13 protein-coding genes and 1 tRNA gene are annotated in these 14,495 nt (G+C 75.2%); 7 read left to right on the top strand and 7 right to left on the bottom strand.

Annotation, left to right across the window (positions count from 1 at the left end; genetic code table 11):
* Positions 1–24 precede the first annotated feature (24 nt).
* From ACI8AA_RS00330 to ACI8AA_RS00320, 3 genes are all read right to left on the bottom strand, one after another.
* Complete coding sequence (locus ACI8AA_RS00330) at positions 25–438, bottom strand: acyl-CoA thioesterase (RefSeq protein WP_457042531.1); 414 nt, start codon at positions 436–438, stop codon at positions 25–27.
* A 235-nt stretch (positions 439–673) separates the two neighbouring features.
* Positions 674–2,344: an energy-dependent translational throttle protein EttA gene (ettA, locus tag ACI8AA_RS00325; RefSeq protein ID WP_457042530.1), complete on the bottom strand. Its 1,671-nt coding sequence runs from the start codon at positions 2,342–2,344 to the stop codon at positions 674–676.
* A 105-nt stretch (positions 2,345–2,449) separates the two neighbouring features.
* Entirely contained in the window at positions 2,450–2,959 is a 510-nt protein-coding gene (locus tag ACI8AA_RS00320) for a single-stranded DNA-binding protein (RefSeq protein ID WP_457042529.1), read from the bottom strand.
* 181 nt (positions 2,960–3,140) lie between these two features.
* On the opposite strand from ACI8AA_RS00320, the gene ACI8AA_RS00315 reads away from it, so the two are divergent.
* Both ACI8AA_RS00315 and ACI8AA_RS00310 read left to right on the top strand, forming a co-directional pair.
* Positions 3,141–3,213: transfer RNA gene (locus ACI8AA_RS00315), tRNA-Arg, on the top strand.
* 118 nt (positions 3,214–3,331) lie between these two features.
* Positions 3,332–4,000 (top strand): DUF4333 domain-containing protein, encoded by a 669-nt coding sequence (locus ACI8AA_RS00310; protein ID WP_457042528.1) that lies wholly within the window; start codon positions 3,332–3,334, stop codon positions 3,998–4,000.
* Positions 4,001–4,065: 65 nt separating this feature from the next.
* On the opposite strand, the gene ACI8AA_RS00305 is transcribed toward ACI8AA_RS00310, so the two are convergent.
* Positions 4,066–5,106: an LLM class flavin-dependent oxidoreductase gene (locus tag ACI8AA_RS00305; protein ID WP_457042527.1), complete on the bottom strand. Its 1,041-nt coding sequence runs from the start codon at positions 5,104–5,106 to the stop codon at positions 4,066–4,068.
* 42 nt (positions 5,107–5,148) lie between these two features.
* Positions 5,149–5,517 carry a VOC family protein gene (locus tag ACI8AA_RS00300; protein WP_457042526.1) on the bottom strand — a complete coding sequence of 123 codons (369 nt, stop codon included), beginning with the start codon at positions 5,515–5,517 and terminating at the stop codon, positions 5,149–5,151.
* A 250-nt stretch (positions 5,518–5,767) separates the two neighbouring features.
* Between ACI8AA_RS00300 and ACI8AA_RS00295 the strand changes: the two genes are divergently transcribed.
* Positions 5,768–7,792 carry a putative bifunctional diguanylate cyclase/phosphodiesterase gene (locus ACI8AA_RS00295; protein WP_457042525.1) on the top strand — a complete coding sequence of 675 codons (2,025 nt, stop codon included), beginning with the start codon at positions 5,768–5,770 and terminating at the stop codon, positions 7,790–7,792.
* 55 nt (positions 7,793–7,847) lie between these two features.
* Here ACI8AA_RS00295 and ACI8AA_RS00290 read toward each other — a convergent pair whose 3' ends face one another.
* Both ACI8AA_RS00290 and ACI8AA_RS00285 read right to left on the bottom strand, forming a co-directional pair.
* On the bottom strand, positions 7,848–8,648 hold the full coding sequence (locus tag ACI8AA_RS00290) for an SGNH/GDSL hydrolase family protein (RefSeq protein ID WP_457042524.1): 801 nt from the start codon (positions 8,646–8,648) through the stop codon (positions 7,848–7,850).
* Positions 8,649–8,876: 228 nt separating this feature from the next.
* Entirely contained in the window at positions 8,877–10,301 is a 1,425-nt protein-coding gene (locus tag ACI8AA_RS00285; RefSeq protein ID WP_457042523.1) for a dihydrolipoyl dehydrogenase family protein, read from the bottom strand.
* 34 nt (positions 10,302–10,335) lie between these two features.
* On the opposite strand from ACI8AA_RS00285, the gene ACI8AA_RS00280 reads away from it, so the two are divergent.
* The 4 genes from ACI8AA_RS00280 (at position 10,336) to ACI8AA_RS00265 (ending at position 14,458) form a co-directional block, all read left to right on the top strand.
* The gene (locus ACI8AA_RS00280) at positions 10,336–10,827 is read left to right on the top strand and encodes a flavin reductase family protein (RefSeq protein ID WP_457042522.1); all 492 of its coding nucleotides are present in this window, start codon (positions 10,336–10,338) and stop codon (positions 10,825–10,827) included.
* Positions 10,828–10,875: 48 nt separating this feature from the next.
* Positions 10,876–13,479, top strand: coding sequence for a bifunctional FO biosynthesis protein CofGH (locus tag ACI8AA_RS00275; protein ID WP_457042521.1), 2,604 nt, complete (start codon positions 10,876–10,878; stop codon positions 13,477–13,479).
* An 86-nt stretch (positions 13,480–13,565) separates the two neighbouring features.
* Positions 13,566–13,859, top strand: a complete 294-nt coding sequence (locus ACI8AA_RS00270; RefSeq protein ID WP_457042520.1) for a lipopolysaccharide assembly protein LapA domain-containing protein — start codon at positions 13,566–13,568, stop codon at positions 13,857–13,859.
* A 176-nt stretch (positions 13,860–14,035) separates the two neighbouring features.
* Positions 14,036–14,458 carry a response regulator gene (locus ACI8AA_RS00265; RefSeq protein WP_457042519.1) on the top strand — a complete coding sequence of 141 codons (423 nt, stop codon included), beginning with the start codon at positions 14,036–14,038 and terminating at the stop codon, positions 14,456–14,458.
* The last annotated feature ends 37 nt before the right edge of the window (positions 14,459–14,495 follow it).

The following is a 14,495-nucleotide window of genomic DNA, read 5'->3' as shown; positions in this document are numbered from 1 at the left end:
CACCGGCGCCCAGGACTCCGGGGCTCAGGCCTCCGGATCGTCGGCCCAGCGGGCGAGGAAGTCCTTCTCGTCCGGGGTCAGCCGGCGCGGCCGGTCGATGGAGAAGTCGAAGGGCACCAGCAGGGTGCTGCCGGTGACGGCGAGCCGCTCGTGGTCGAAGACCTCGTAGTGGCAGGTGAAGGCGGCCGCGCGCACGTCCGACACCCAGATCTGCACGTCCAGCGGCCGGGCGGAGTAGACCACCGGCCGCTTGTAGGCGATCTCGTGGGCGGCGACGACGGTGCCGCGGCGCAGCCCGGTGCGCTCCTCCAGCGACGCCCGCTCGAAGAACAGCGCGACCCGCGCCATCTCGAAGTACTGCAGGTAGACGACGTTGTTGACGTGGCCGTAGGCGTCCATGTCCGACCAGCGCATCGGGACCTGCACCGTGAACCGCACGGTCCGACACCCTGCCGCACGCCGCCCGCACCCGTCGACCGCGGCCCGTCGCGCCGGGTGCGGGAACCGCGCCGTGTGCACGAACCGCGCCGGGGAGGTCCGCGGGAGCGCGCTGTGTGCACACACCGCGCCCGCAGACGGCGACGGCCGGCCGGAGCACGTGCTCCGACCGGCCGGTAAGGACCCCCTCCCCCTCAGCCCTCGCAAGCTCGGGCCGAGCCTCCGGAGGGGGCCGCTAGTCGCGGGTGAGCTTGCGGTAGGTCGCGCGGTGCGGGCGGGCGGCCTCGGGGCCGAGCCGCTCGACCTTGTTCTTCTCGTAGTCGGCGAAGTTGCCCTCGAACCAGAACCACTTGGACTCGCCCTCGTAGGCGAGGATGTGGGTGGCCACGCGGTCGAGGAACCACCGGTCGTGGCTGACCACCACGGCGCAGCCGGGGAACTCCAGCAGCGCCGACTCCAGGCTGGTCAGCGTCTCGACGTCGAGGTCGTTGGTCGGCTCGTCGAGCAGCAGCAGGTTGCCGCCCTGCTTGAGGGTCAGCGCCAGGTTCAGCCGGTTGCGCTCACCGCCGGAGAGCACGCCGGCCGGCTTCTGCTGGTCCGGGCCCTTGAACCCGAACGCCGCGACGTAGGCCCGCGAGGGCATCTCCACGTTGCCGACCTTGATGTGGTCCAGGCCGTCGGAGACGACCTCCCACAGCGTCTTCTTGGGGTCGATGCCGCTGCGGGTCTGCTCGACGTAGGAGATCTTCACCGTCTCGCCGACCTTGATGTCGCCGTCGTCCGGCTTCTCCTCGCCGACCAGCATCTTGAACAGCGTGGTCTTGCCGGCGCCGTTGGGGCCCACGACGCCGACGATGCCGTTGCGCGGCAGCGTGAAGGTCAGGTCGTCGATGAGGATGCGGTCGCCGAAGCCCTTGGTGAGGTCGTGGCTCTCGACGACCACGTTGCCCAGCCGCGGGCCCGGCGGGATCTGGATCTCCTCGAAGTCGAGCTTGCGGTACTTGTCGGCCTCGGCCGCCATCTCCTCGTAGCGCTGGAGGCGGGCCCTGCTCTTGGCCTGGCGGGCCTTCGCGCCCGACCGCACCCACTCCAGCTCCTCGGCCAGCCGCTTCTGCCGCTTGGCGTCCTTGGCGCCCTCGACCTTGAGGCGGGCGGCCTTGGTCTCCAGGTAGGTGGAGTAGTTGCCCTCGTAGGGGTAGGCCCGGCCGCGGTCGAGCTCGAGGATCCACTGGGCGACGTTGTCGAGGAAGTACCGGTCGTGGGTGACGGCGACGACGGTGCCGGCGTACTTCTCGAGGTGCTGCTCCAGCCACGCGACGCTCTCGGCGTCGAGGTGGTTGGTGGGCTCGTCGAGCAGCAGCAGGTCCGGCGCCTCGAGCAGCAGGCGGCACAGCGCGACGCGGCGGCGCTCACCACCGGACAGCACGCCGACGTCGGCGTCGCCGGGCGGGCAGCGCAGCGCGTCCATCGCCTGCTCGATGCGGGCGTCGAGCTCCCAGCCGTCGTGCTGCTCGATGACCTCCATGAGCTCGCCCTGCTCGGCCAGCAGCGCGTCGAAGTCGGCGTCGGGCTCCCCCATCGCCGCGCTGACCTCCTCGAAGCGGGTCAGCGCGTCGCGCAGCGGCTTGACCGCCTCCTCGACGTTGCCGCGCACGTCGAGCTCCTCGTTGAGCGGCGGCTCCTGCAGCAGGATGCCGACGGTCGCATCGGCGGCCAGCATCACGTCGCCGTTGGAGGGCTGGTCCAGCCCGGCCATGATCTTGAGGACGGTCGACTTGCCCGCACCGTTGGGGCCGACGACGCCGATCTTGGCGCCGGGCAGGAACGACAGGGTGACGTCGTCGAGGATGACCTTGTCGCCGTGCGCCTTGCGCGCACGGGCCATGGTGTAGATGTACTGAGCCACTGGGCGTTCGAGCCTTCCGTCGGTGCGCGAGGAGGGGCGGGCCGGTTGGGTGCTCCGGCCCGGCCCCCGTGCGTTCTCGTCCCCGATCCTCCCAGTCCGGGGCGGCTAGCGGAGAGCCGGTTCCGGCAGGGCGTCGAGCGCCGCACCGGCCGCGGACGAGTCGGGGTCCAGCTCGTACAACGGCTCGACGGGCTCCGGATAGTCCCGCTCGCCGGCGGCCTCGTCGACCGGCTCGGCCGGCGCCGGTGCGGCCGCCGCCCGCAGCGTCTTGCGGAACTCCGCGGTGCCCTTGCTGAGGTCGAAGCCCACGGTCCGGGCCTTGACCCGCGGCCGGCTGTGGCGGCCGGTGTCGTTCTCCCACTCGTCGGTGCGCAGCGTGCCCCGGACGACGACCGGGTCGCCCTTGCTGACGCTGTGCGACACGTTGCCGCCCAGCTCGCCCCAGCACTCCACGTCGACGAAGAACGACGCGCCGTCGACGAAGCCCTGCGCGGTGCTGTCCCAGCGCCGCTCGGTGGAGGCGACGCGGAAGTTGGTGACGCTGCCGCTCTGCGTGCGGTTGCGGGTGGGGGCGACGACGACGTTGCCGACGACGGTGATCTCGGTGGTGCTCACGGTGCTCCTCGGGGTCCCAGGACCCGGCACGGTGCCGGTCCGGGCCCGACCCTCGCCCTGCTCAGGGGCCCGCGGCGGCGCCGGGAGCGACCTGTGGAGGGCCCGGCGCCTGTGGACGGCGGCCGGCCCGACCGTCACCGGCTGACGCCCGGCGCCGCGGAGGTGTCATCATCGCGGCCGAGCGCCCGTAGCTCAGCGGATAGAGCAGGTGCCTTCTAAGCACTTGGTCGCAGGTTCGATCCCTGCCGGGCGCGCCGGTCACCCGCACTTGCCGCGGGCCGCAAGTCGTCCCGAAGGACCCTGCAAGCGGGCGGCGGGACGGTGCTCCCGAGCACCCGGGGACGGCCCCGGGACCGCACCGAGGAGCGCCCCGTGACCCAGGTCCACGACCCCCGCAACGCCCAGCCCCACGCCCCGCAGGGCCCCTACGCCCCGGCGCCGTTCCCCGCTCCCAACGGCTGGGACGGCCCCGGCTTCGCCCCGGGTGCCCCCTACGGCCAGCAGCCGCCGAGGAAGCGCACCGGCGCGATCGTCGGCAGCATCCTCGCGGTGCTCGTCGTCGCCGGGCTCGGCGTCGGCGCCTTCTTCCTCTTCGGCAGCAAGGTGCTCGACACCGCCGAGGCCGAGCGGCAGATCGCCGCCATCGCGCAGGAGCAGGCCGGCGTCACCGTCACCGACGTCAGCTGCCCCGAGGACGTCGAGCTCGCCGCCGGCACGGTCACCACCTGCACCGCGCAGCTGGAGGGCCAGGAGGTCACCTTCACCGTCGAGCAGACCGACGACGAGGGCAACGTGACCATCGACAGCGACCAGGTCTACGTGCACGTGGCCGACGTCGAGTCCGCGCTGGTCAGCCAGTTCGCCCTCGACGGCGGCTTCGAGATCACCGCCAGCTGCGACGGCGGCGACCGCTCGGTGCTCGTCGCCGAGGACGGCCTGCAGCTGGTCTGCACCGTCGCGCTGGTCGACGACCCGAGCCAGAACGGCGAGGTCGTCGCCGAGATCGACGCCGAGGGCAACGTCACCTTCCTGGAGAACTGAGCCCCTCCGGCACGCGAGAGGCCCGGGACCGCACCGCGGTCCCGGGCCTCTCGCACGGGTGCGCGTCAGCGCCCGCCGGCGGGCGTCCAGCCCAGCGCCGGCGCGACGTGGCGCGCGACGTTCTCCAGCAGCCGGGCGTTGTACTCGACGCCGAGCATGTTCGGCACCGTGAGCAGCAGGGTGTCGGCCTCGCGGACGGCGGCGTCCTTGGCCAGCTCCTCGGCCACCTGGTCGGGCTCGCCGGCGTAGCTGCGGCCGAAGCGGGCGCGCACGCCCTCCAGCAGGCCGACCTGGTCCGCGGAGCGGCGCTCGTCGCCGAAGTAGGCGCGGTCGAGGTCGGACACGATCGGGATCACGCTGCGGCTCACCGACACCCGCGGCTCACGGTCCCACCCGGCCTCGGCCCAGGCGGCGCGGTAGCGGGCGATCTGCTCGGCCTGCAGCTCGTCGAAGGGCACGCCGGTGTCCTCGGACAGCAGCGTCGAGCTCATGAGGTTCAGCCCCAGGCGGGCGGCCCACTCCCCCGTCGCCCGGGTGCCGGCGCCCCACCAGATCCGGTCGGCCAGGCCCGGCGACTGCGGCTGGACCGCCAGCCGGCCGCGCGCGCCGCCGGTCATCCCGGGGTCGGCGTCGACGACGGTCGCGCCCCGGGTCGCGGCGAGGAACAGCGCCGTCTTCTCCCGCGCCAGGTCGGCGTCCGAGGACCCCTCCGGCGGGACGTAGCCGAACGCCTCCGAGCCGCGCAGCGCCGTCTCCGGTGACCCCCGGCTCACGCCGAGCTGCAGCCGGCCACCGGCGAGCAGGTCGGTGGCCGCGGCCTCCTCGGCCATGTACAGCGGGTTCTCGTAGCGCATGTCGATGACGCCGGTGCCGAGCTCGATCCGCGAGGTCCGCGCGGCCATCGCGGCCAGCAGCGGGAACGGCGAGGCCAGCTGCCGCGCGAAGTGGTGCACCCGGACGAACGCGCCGTCCAGGCCGAGCTCCTCGGCGGCGACGGCGAGCTCGACGGTCTGCACCAGCGCGTCCCGCGCCGTGCGCACCTCCGAGCCGGGCAGCGGCTGCCAGTGACCGAACGACAGGAACCCGATGCGCTTGCCGACGTCCATGCCCGGCACAGCGCACGGGCCGGGCGCGGGATTCCCCGGCGGTCAGCGCGGTGGCAGCTGCTGGACCGCCCAGCCGTTCCCGTCCGGGTCGCTGAAGAACACGAACGACCCCCAGGGGAGGTGCTGGACCTCGCTGACCTCCACGCCCCGCCCGGTCAGCTCCTTGTGGGCCAGCTCGACGTCGGCGACGACGAGCTGCAGCCCCTGCGCCGCTCCGGGCGGCACGTCGAGCAGGCCGGTGCCGATCGCGATCGAGCACGCCGACCCGGGCGGGGTGAGCTGCACGAACCGGACGTCGTCGCTCACCCGGTGGTCGTGGTCGAGGTGGAACCCGGCGCCCTCGGTGTAGAAGGTGATCGCCCGGTCGACGTCGCTGACCGGCACGGCCACCAGCTCGAGCTTCCAGTCCATGACGCGCTCCTCCGCTCGGGGCGCCCACCCTGCTCCCCGGAGCGGTGTGCGGGCACCCTCCCGGGCGCGAGCGGCGGGGACCCGGCGGTCCGGACGCCGCGGATCCGCGTGGAGGCGCTGCTCACGGCGACGTCCCACGCGCACCGGACGACACGGCAGCCTCCAGGTGTGACGCACCGTGAGCGACCGACCACGACTCTCCGTGTGCGGGTTCCGCTGCTCCGGCCGTCCGGTCGGCCACCCTGTGCAGGTGACTCTCAGCGCCCCCCACGTGCCCCGGCCCCGGGCCGACCAGCCCGGCGAGCCGAGCGGTGCACCGGCGGGGACGAGGCTGCGGGCCATCGACACGCTGCTGGCCGACCGCGGCCAGGTGTTCCGCGCCCTGTTCCTCAACTCGCCGGTCCCCAAGGCCCTGGTCGGCCTCGACGGCCACCTGCTCGTCGTCAACGACGCGCTGTGCGCGCTGTCCGGCCGCGGCATCGACGACGTGGTGGGCCGCCACGTCGACCTGCTCGCCCACCCCGACGAGGCCCCGATCCCCGACGGCGACGGCGCCACGGGTGAGGCGGCTGCCCTGGACCCGTGGCTGCGCCGGGACGGCGAGCGCCGCCTGCGCCGCGCCGACGGCACCGAGCTGTGGGTGCAGCAGTCGCACACCGTCGTCCACCGGACCACCGGCGAGCCGCACTTCGTCGTCCTGTCGCTGGTCGACGTCACCGACCGCCGGCGCGCCGAGGAGGACCTGGTCCGCCGGGCCTTCACCGACCAGCTCACCGGGCTGCCCAACCGCCGGGCGCTCACCGAGCGGCTCGCCCACGCCCTTGCGCTGTCCCGCCGCCGCGGGCTGCAGGTGGGCCTGGTGCACCTGGACCTCGACCGGTTCCAGGCGGTCAACGACACCCTCGGCACCGAGGCCGGCGACCAGCTGCTCAGCCAGGTCGCCGACCGGCTGCGCTGGAGCACCCGGGTCGAGGACACCGCCGTCCGGCTCGGCGCCGACGAGTTCCTCATCCTCGCCGAGGACGTCGAGGACCTCGACGGGCTGCGGGCGCTGGCCGACCGGCTGCTGTCGGTGCTCGACGACCCGTTCCAGCTCGGCAACCGGGAGATCGTGCTGTCGGCGAGCGTCGGGCTGACCATGGGCTCCGACGTCGCCCCCGACGACCTGCTGCGCCAGGCGCACAGCGCGCTCACCCGTGCCAAGCGGGACGGCAGCCGGGCGCGGATCGAGGTGCACGACGGCGGCCTGACCGAGGACGAGGTCGACCTGCTGCAGCTGGAGACCGACCTGCGCCGCGCGCTGGACGGCGACGAGCTGCGGCTGTTCTACCAGCCGATCGTCTCCCTGGCCGACGAGACGCTGCTCGGCTACGAGGCGCTCATCCGCTGGCAGCACCCCACCCGCGGGCTGCTGCCGCCCGGCGCGTTCCTCGACGCCGCGGAGAACAACCGGCTCACCTCCCGCCTGGGCGCCTGGGTGCTGCGGCAGGCGTGCACCGACGCCGCCGGCTGGCCGGCCGGGCTGCGGGTGCACGTCAACGTCTCCGCGCGGCACCTGGCCGAGGAGGGCTTCAGCGACCTGGTCGCCGCCGCGCTGGAGGAGTCCGGCCTGCCGCCCGAGCGGCTGGAGCTGGAGATCACCGAGTCGACGGCGCTGTTCGCCGCCGAGGCCACGCTGCAGGCGGTGTCGGAGGTGACCGCGCGCGGCGTGACGCTGGCGCTCGACGACTTCGGCACCGGCTACTCGGCCATCACCGCGCTGCACCGGCTGCCGATCCACACCGTGAAGATCGACCGGTCGTTCGTCGCCGACGTCGTCACCCGGCCCTCCACCGCCGCGCTGGTCCAGGGCCTGCTGCAACTCGGGCAGGGCATGGGCCTGCAGGTGATCGCCGAGGGCATCGAGGACCTCGAGCAGGCCGAGTGGCTGCGCCGGCACGGCTGCGCGATGGCGCAGGGCTACGCATTCGGCCGGCCCGCGCCGCTGCCCAGCCGCGCCGAGGCGCTCATGGCCGAGGTGCTCGTCGAGCAGGCCGCCGAGGAGGCCGCCGCCGTCCTCGAGGCGGTGACCGGCGAGCTGGAGGCGGTCACCGGCGAGCTGCCCCCGGTGCCGGACCCGGCCGGCGGCGACGGCGTCGACCTGTTCCCGCTGGAGGACGCCGGGGAGCCCCCGGCCTCCCGGCCGTTCCTCGTGGTCGTCGAGGACACGACCGCCGACGACGAGCCCGAGGACGACGCTGAGCGGGCGGACGACGAGGAGCAGCCCCCCGCCTGAGCCCCGCGTGGACGTCCGCGGAGGTGCGCGGCGCACCTCCGCGGACGTGCACGGCTCAGCCGCGGGGCAGCGCCAGCGGCACCGGCCGCTTGGGGGCCCGGCCGTCGCCGGAGGACCGGCCGCGCAGGCGGCGGGCGATCCACGGCGCGACGAACCCGCGCACCCACGCGGCCTCCTCGGCCAGCGCCGCGCGCAGCGCCCGCGGCGGGGCCGGCGGCAGCGGGGTGCGCCACTCGCCGTCGCCGGGGACCGGGACGCCGAGCGCGTCGGCCGCGGCCAGCGCCATCCGCCGGTGCCCCTCGGCGGTGAGGTGGATCCGGTCGCTGTCCCACAGCCGCCAGTCCAGCAGCCAGTCCGCGCCCCACTGGTCGAGGACGACGGCGCCGTGCCGCGCGGCGATCGACCACAGCGAGGCGTTGAACACCGCGACCCGGCCGCGGGTGCGCCGGATGATCGGCGTCAGCCGCGGGTCGACGCCGGTGGCCAGCAGCACGTCGGCGCCGTCGGCGCGGAAGCCGGCCACCGCCTCCTCCAGCGCGGCGGCCAGCACGTCGGGGTCGGCGCCGGGGCGGAGCAGGTCGTTGCCGCCGGCCACCAGGCTCACCAGGTCCGGCTGCGCGGCGCGGGCCACCGGCACCTGCTCGGCGAGCACCTGCGGCAGCAACCGGCCGCGGATCGCGAGGTTGGCGTACTCGACGTCGGCGCCGGGCGAGGCGGCGGCGAGGTGCTCGGCGAGCCGGTCGGCCCAGCCGCGGTACTCGCCGGGGCGGGTGGGGTCGGCGTCGCTGAGGCCCTCGGTGAAGGAGTCGCCGAGGGCGACGTAGCGGCGCCAGGAGCTGCGGGACGGTGCGGGCACGGACTCCACTGCAGCACGGTGAGCGGGCACACAGCGCGCCGGGACCCCGGCCGCGGCGACGACCCCACCGCCCTGGGCGCTCAGCCCCCTCCGGCATCCCGCGCAGCCGCTCCCGCAGGTCGCGCGGGAGCAGCTCGACCACGCGCGGGAGCAGCTCGACCATCTCGGCGGGCAGGGACGGCAGGTCCAGCAGCGAGAGCTCGGCCCGCCCGAGGCGCACCGGGGCGCTCAGCCGCGCCAGGTCTCGAGCAGCCGCAGCCAGATCTCGCTGACCGTCGGGTAGGCCGGGACCGCGTGCCACAGCCGCGCGATCGGCACCTCCCCGACGACGGCGATCGTCGCCGCGTGCAGCAGCTCGGCCACCGCCGGGCCGACGAAGGTCACCCCGAGCAGCACCTCGCGCTCGGTGTCGACGACGGCGATCGCGGTCCCCTCGTAGCCGTCGGCGAACAGCGCCGCGCCCGAGACCGAGCCGATCGGGTACTCGACGACGCGGTGCGGCAGGCCCCGCTCCTGCGCCTGGGCGCCGGTCAGGCCGACGCCGGCCACCTGCGGGTCGGTGAACACGACCGAGGGCGTGGCGGCGCGGTCGGCGGTGGCGGTGTGCGGCGACCAGTCCTCCCCGCGCACCTCCTCGCCGCGGGCGCGCGCGACGATCGCCGCCCCGGCCTGGCGGGCCTGGTACTTGCCCATGTGGGTGAGCTGCCGGCGGCCGTTGACGTCGCCGACGCCGTAGAGCCAGGGCAGCCCGCGCACCTGCAGCGTGTCGTCGACGTCGAGGTACTCCCCCGGCTCCAGGCCGACGCTGTCCACGCCGATCGCGGTCGTCCGCGCCCGCCGCCCGACGGCCACGAGCACCTCGTCGCCGCGGACCTCGCCCCCGGTGGTCGTGAGGACCACCTCGTCGTGCTCGCGGCGGGCCGCGCGGACCTCGGCGCCGAGCCGGACGTCGACGCCGCGGTCGCGCAGCGAGGCGAGCACGGCGTCCCCGGCCTGCGGCTCGGCGCCGGGCAGCAGCCGGTCGCCCTGCTGGAGGAGCGTCACCTGCGAGCCGAGGGCGTTCCAGGCGGAGGACATCTCGCAGCCGACGTAGCCGCCGCCGACCACCAGCAGCCGGCGCGGGGGCTCCTTCGCGCCCGTGGCCTCGCGCGGGGTCCACGGCTCGACGTCGGCCAGGCCCTCGACCGGCGGCACCGCCGGCTCCGACCCGGTGCAGACGGCCACGGCGTGCCGCGCGGTCAGCCGGGTCTCCCCGCCGTCGGGCCGGGTGACGACGACGGTGCGCTCGCCCTCGAGCCGGGCGGTGCCGCGGACCAGGTCGATGCCGGCGCCCTCCACCCAGCGCACCTGGCCGGCGTCGTCCCAGTGGCTCGCGAAGGAGTCGCGGCGCTCGAGGGTGGCGGCGACGTCCTGCTCGCCGGTGACCGCGGCCGCGGCGCCCGGGACCGCGCGCGCCTCCTCGATCGCCTCGGTGCCGCGCAGCAGCGCCTTGCTCGGCATGCACGCGTAGTAGGAGCACTCCCCGCCGACGAGGTGCTCCTCGACGAGCACCGCGGACAGCCCGCCCCGCACGACGACGTCGGCGACGTTCTCCCCGGTCGAGCCGGCTCCCATCACGACGACGTCGTAGGTCGTCCCGTCTGCGCTGCTCACCGGGCCATCCTGTCGGTGTGGTCGACTGGCCGCCATGCCGGTGTCACCCTCCGAGTTCAGCGCCGCCCTGCGGCAGTACGCCGCGGGGGTGGCGCTGCTGACCGTCCGGGACGACATCGACGACGTCGGGACGACGGTCACCTCGGTGATGAGCGTGTCGGCCGACCCGCCGCTGGTCGCCGTCGGGCTGACCGCCGACGGGTACCCGGCCGAGGTGCTGGAGGCCGTGGGCACCTGCGGGCTCACCGTGCTCGCCGCCGGGCAGGCGATCCTCGCCAGCCGGTTCTCCTCCGCCGGGCGGCCCTCGGCGCGGCACCTGCTGGAGTCGGTGCCGTGGTCGCGGGCGGCCGGCAGCGGCGCGATCGTGCTCGACGGCGGCGTGGTCGCGCTGGACTGCCGGCTCGACCGGCTGGTGCCGGCCGGGGACCACGTGCTGGCGCTGCTCGCCGTCGAGGACGTGCCGGTGCTGCGCGACGGCGCCGCGCCCCTGCTGCGGCTGCGCGGCCGCTACGTCGACGCCCCCTGACGGGCGGATCGGCGCCCCGCGCGGGGTCCGGGTCTAGCGTCTCCGGTGATGACCGAGCCGCAGACCCCCGTGCCGTCCGCGCTGCGCCGGGCCCTCGCCCGCGCCGAGCGGGGCGTGACCCTCGACGCCGGTGAGGCCGAGACCCTGCTGTCGGCCCGCGGGCTGGCCGAGGGCGAGCCGCTGGACCGGCTGCTCACCGCCGCCTCGCGGGTGCGCGACGCCGGCCTGGCCTCGGCCGGCCGCCCCGGCGTGGTCACCTACAGCCGCAAGGTGTTCATCCCGCTCACCCACCTGTGCCGCGACCGCTGCCACTACTGCACCTTCGTGACCACCCCCGGGCAGCTGCGGGCCCAGGGGAAGGCGCCGTTCCTCTCCCCCGACGAGGTGCTCGACATCGCCCGGCAGGGCGCGGCGCTGGGCTGCAAGGAGGCGCTGTTCACCCTCGGCGACCGCCCCGAGGACCGCTGGCCGGTCGCCGCCGATTGGCTGGAGGCGCACGGCTTCGACTCCACGCTGGCCTACCTGCGCGCGATGGCGATCCGGGTGCTGGAGGAGACCGGGCTGCTGCCGCACCTGAACCCCGGGGTGATGACCTGGGAGGAGGTCCAGCGGCTCAAGCCGGTCGCGGCGTCGATGGGGATGATGCTGGAGACGACGGCGACCCGGCTGTGGTCCGAGCGCGGCGGCCCGCACCACGGCTCCCCCGACAAGGAGCCGGCGGTGCGGCTGCGGGTGCTCGAGGACGCCGGCCGCTCCGCGGTCCCGTTCACCACCGGCGTGCTGCTGGGCATCGGCGAGGACGCTGCCGAGCGGGTGGACGCGATCCTGGCGATCCGCGCCGCGCACCAGCGGCACGGGCACGTGCAGGAGGTCATCGTCCAGAACTTCCGCGCCAAGCCGCGCACCGCGATGGCCGCGCACGACGACCTCGCGCTGCAGGAGTACGTGGCCGCCGTCGCGGTCACCCGGCTGCTGCTCGGCCCGCGGGCGCGGGTGCAGGCACCGCCGAACCTGTCCGACTCCACCGAGCTCGGGCTGCTGCTGCGCGCCGGCGTCGACGACTGGGGCGGGGTCTCCCCGCTCACCCCCGACCACGTCAACCCCGAGCGGCCCTGGCCCAACACCGACAAGCTCGCCGCGCTCACCGCCGAGGGCGGGTTCACGCTGCGCGAGCGGCTGGCCGCCCAGCCCCGCTACGTGCTCGAGCCCGAGCCGTGGCTCGACCCGCGGGTGCGCCCGCACGTGGCCGCGCTGGCCGGGCCCGACGGCCTCGCCGTCGAGGGCCGGATCCCGGCCGGGCTGCCGTGGCAGGAGCCGGACGAGGCGTGGGTGTCGTCCGGGCGCACCGACCTGCACGTCGAGGTGGACACCGTCGGCCGCACCGGCGACCGGCGCGGCGACTTCGACGCCGTCTACGGCGACTGGGCCGACCTGCGGGACCGGACGACGGCCGCCCGCGACGGCTCCTCCACCGCGCTCGCCGTCGGCGACCCCGAGGTGGCCGCCGCGCTGCGCGCCGCCGAGCGCGACCCCGCCGGCCTCACCGACGCGCAGTACCTCGCGCTGCTCGGCGCCGACGGCCCCGACCTCGAGGCGCTGTGCGCCCTGGCCGACGCCGTCCGCCGCGACGTCACCGGCGACGACGTCACCTACGTCGTCAACCGGAACGTCAACTTCACCAACGTCTGCTACACCGGCTGCCGGTTCTGCGCGTTCGCGCAGCGGCGCACCGACGCCGACGCCTACACGCTGTCGCTGTCCGAGGTCGGCGACCGGGTCGACCGCGCGTGGGCCGCCGGCGCCACCGAGATCTGCATGCAGGGCGGCATCCACCCCGACCTGCCCGGCAGCGCCTACCTCGACCTGATCGGCGAGGTGAAGCGCCGGCAGCCGGGGATCCACCTGCACGCGTTCAGCCCGATGGAGATCGTCAACGCCTCGGCGCGCACCGGACTGTCGTTCGAGGACTTCCTGACGGCGGCCAGGGAGGCCGGGCTGGACTCGGTCCCCGGCACGGCGGCGGAGATCCTCGACGACGACGTCCGCTGGGTGCTGACCAAGGGCAAGCTGCCCGCGGCGACCTGGTTGGAGATCATCGGCACCGCGCACCGGGTGGGCATCCCGACGACGTCGACGATGATGTACGGCCACGTCGACACCCCCGCGCACTGGGTCGCGCACCTGCGCACGATCGCCCGCCAGCAGGACGAGACCGGCGGCTTCTCCGAGTTCGTGCTGCTGCCGTTCGTGCACCACAACGCGCCGATCTACCTCGCCGGCGTCGCGCGGCCGGGCCCGACCGTGCGGGAGAACCGGGCGGTGCACGCCGTCGCCCGGCTGCTGCTGCACGGCCGCATCGGCAACGTCCAGACCTCGTGGGTGAAGCTCGGCGACGCCGGCACCCGGGCGGTGCTGCAGGGTGGCGCCAACGACCTCGGCGGCACGCTGATGGAGGAGACGATCAGCCGGATGGCCGGCAGCGAGAACGGCTCGCTGAAGACGATCGCCGAGCTCGAGGCGATGGCCGCGGCGATCGGCCGGCCCGCCCGGCAGCGCACCACCGAGTACGGCACCCCCTCGGAGGAGCGGCTGCGCACCGCCCGCTCCGAGGCCGGCCGCCGGGCGCTCACCCTCTCGATCACCCCCGTCTGAGCCGCCTGCCGGCGACTCGTCCCCGCGGGGTGATCCCCGTCCGCGGCGACGGCCCCTACCGTCCGGGTGCGGCGGAGGAGGCGGTCATGGTCCAGCAGAGCCCCGGCCCCGCGAGCACCGGCGACACCGGGAGCGCGCCCGGCAGCGCCCGCCTCAGCGGCGGGGTCGTCGCGGCCCTCGCCGGCGGGGGGCTGCTGCTCGTGTTCATGCTGCAGAACCGGCAGGACGTCACGCTGGAGTTCCTGTTCTGGAGCTTCACCTGGCCGCTGTGGCTGTTCGCCCTGGTGGACGCGTTCCTCGGAGCGATCCTGTGGCTCGGGCTCGGCGTGCTGCGCCGGCACCGTCGCCGGGTGGCGCGGCGGGCCGCCCGGGACGACTGACCGGGTCCCGGGCGGCGGACGGGCCCGTCGGGGACACCCCGGCCGCCGCCCGGCGAGGAGAGCCCGTCGGGCTTGCCGGAATCGCCCACGTCTCCCAGGATCGTCGCCGCACCGTTCGAGGGTCACGGCGGACGGGCCAGCGCAGGGGGCCCGCCGCACGGTCGGGAGGCGCACGGATGACCGGAGCGGACCACGCCGGGAACGTCTCCACCGAGATCCGCGTGCTCCTCGTCGAGGACCACCCGCTCCTGCGCAGGACCCTGGTGGAAGCACTGTCCGAGGAGGACGGCCTCGTCGTCGTCGGCGAGTGCGAGGACGGGTCGCAGGTGGTGGAGGCCGCCGCACGCCTGCGTCCCGACGTCGTGTGCATGGACCTGTCCATGCCGGTGATGGACGGGTTGACGGCCACGGAGGCGCTGCGTGCCGCTCGACCCGAGGCCCGGGTCGTCGTGCTGACCGCGGAGGCCGGCGAGGCACGACCCGAGGCCCTGGCCGCCGGTGCCCACGCGCTGGTGCCGAAGGGCACCCGTCTCCCTGCGCTGCTCCGCTGCGTGCGCACGGTCGCCGCCGGCGGCACGGGTTGTCCCTACTGCCTGTGATGCCGGGGCTGTTCCCGTCCACGCCCGCCGGAACGCG

The organism is Geodermatophilus sp. SYSU D01180, from assembly GCF_054050415.1.
Note: the sequence above shows the minus strand (reverse complement) of the source record. Positions and strands in the feature narration are given on the sequence as shown.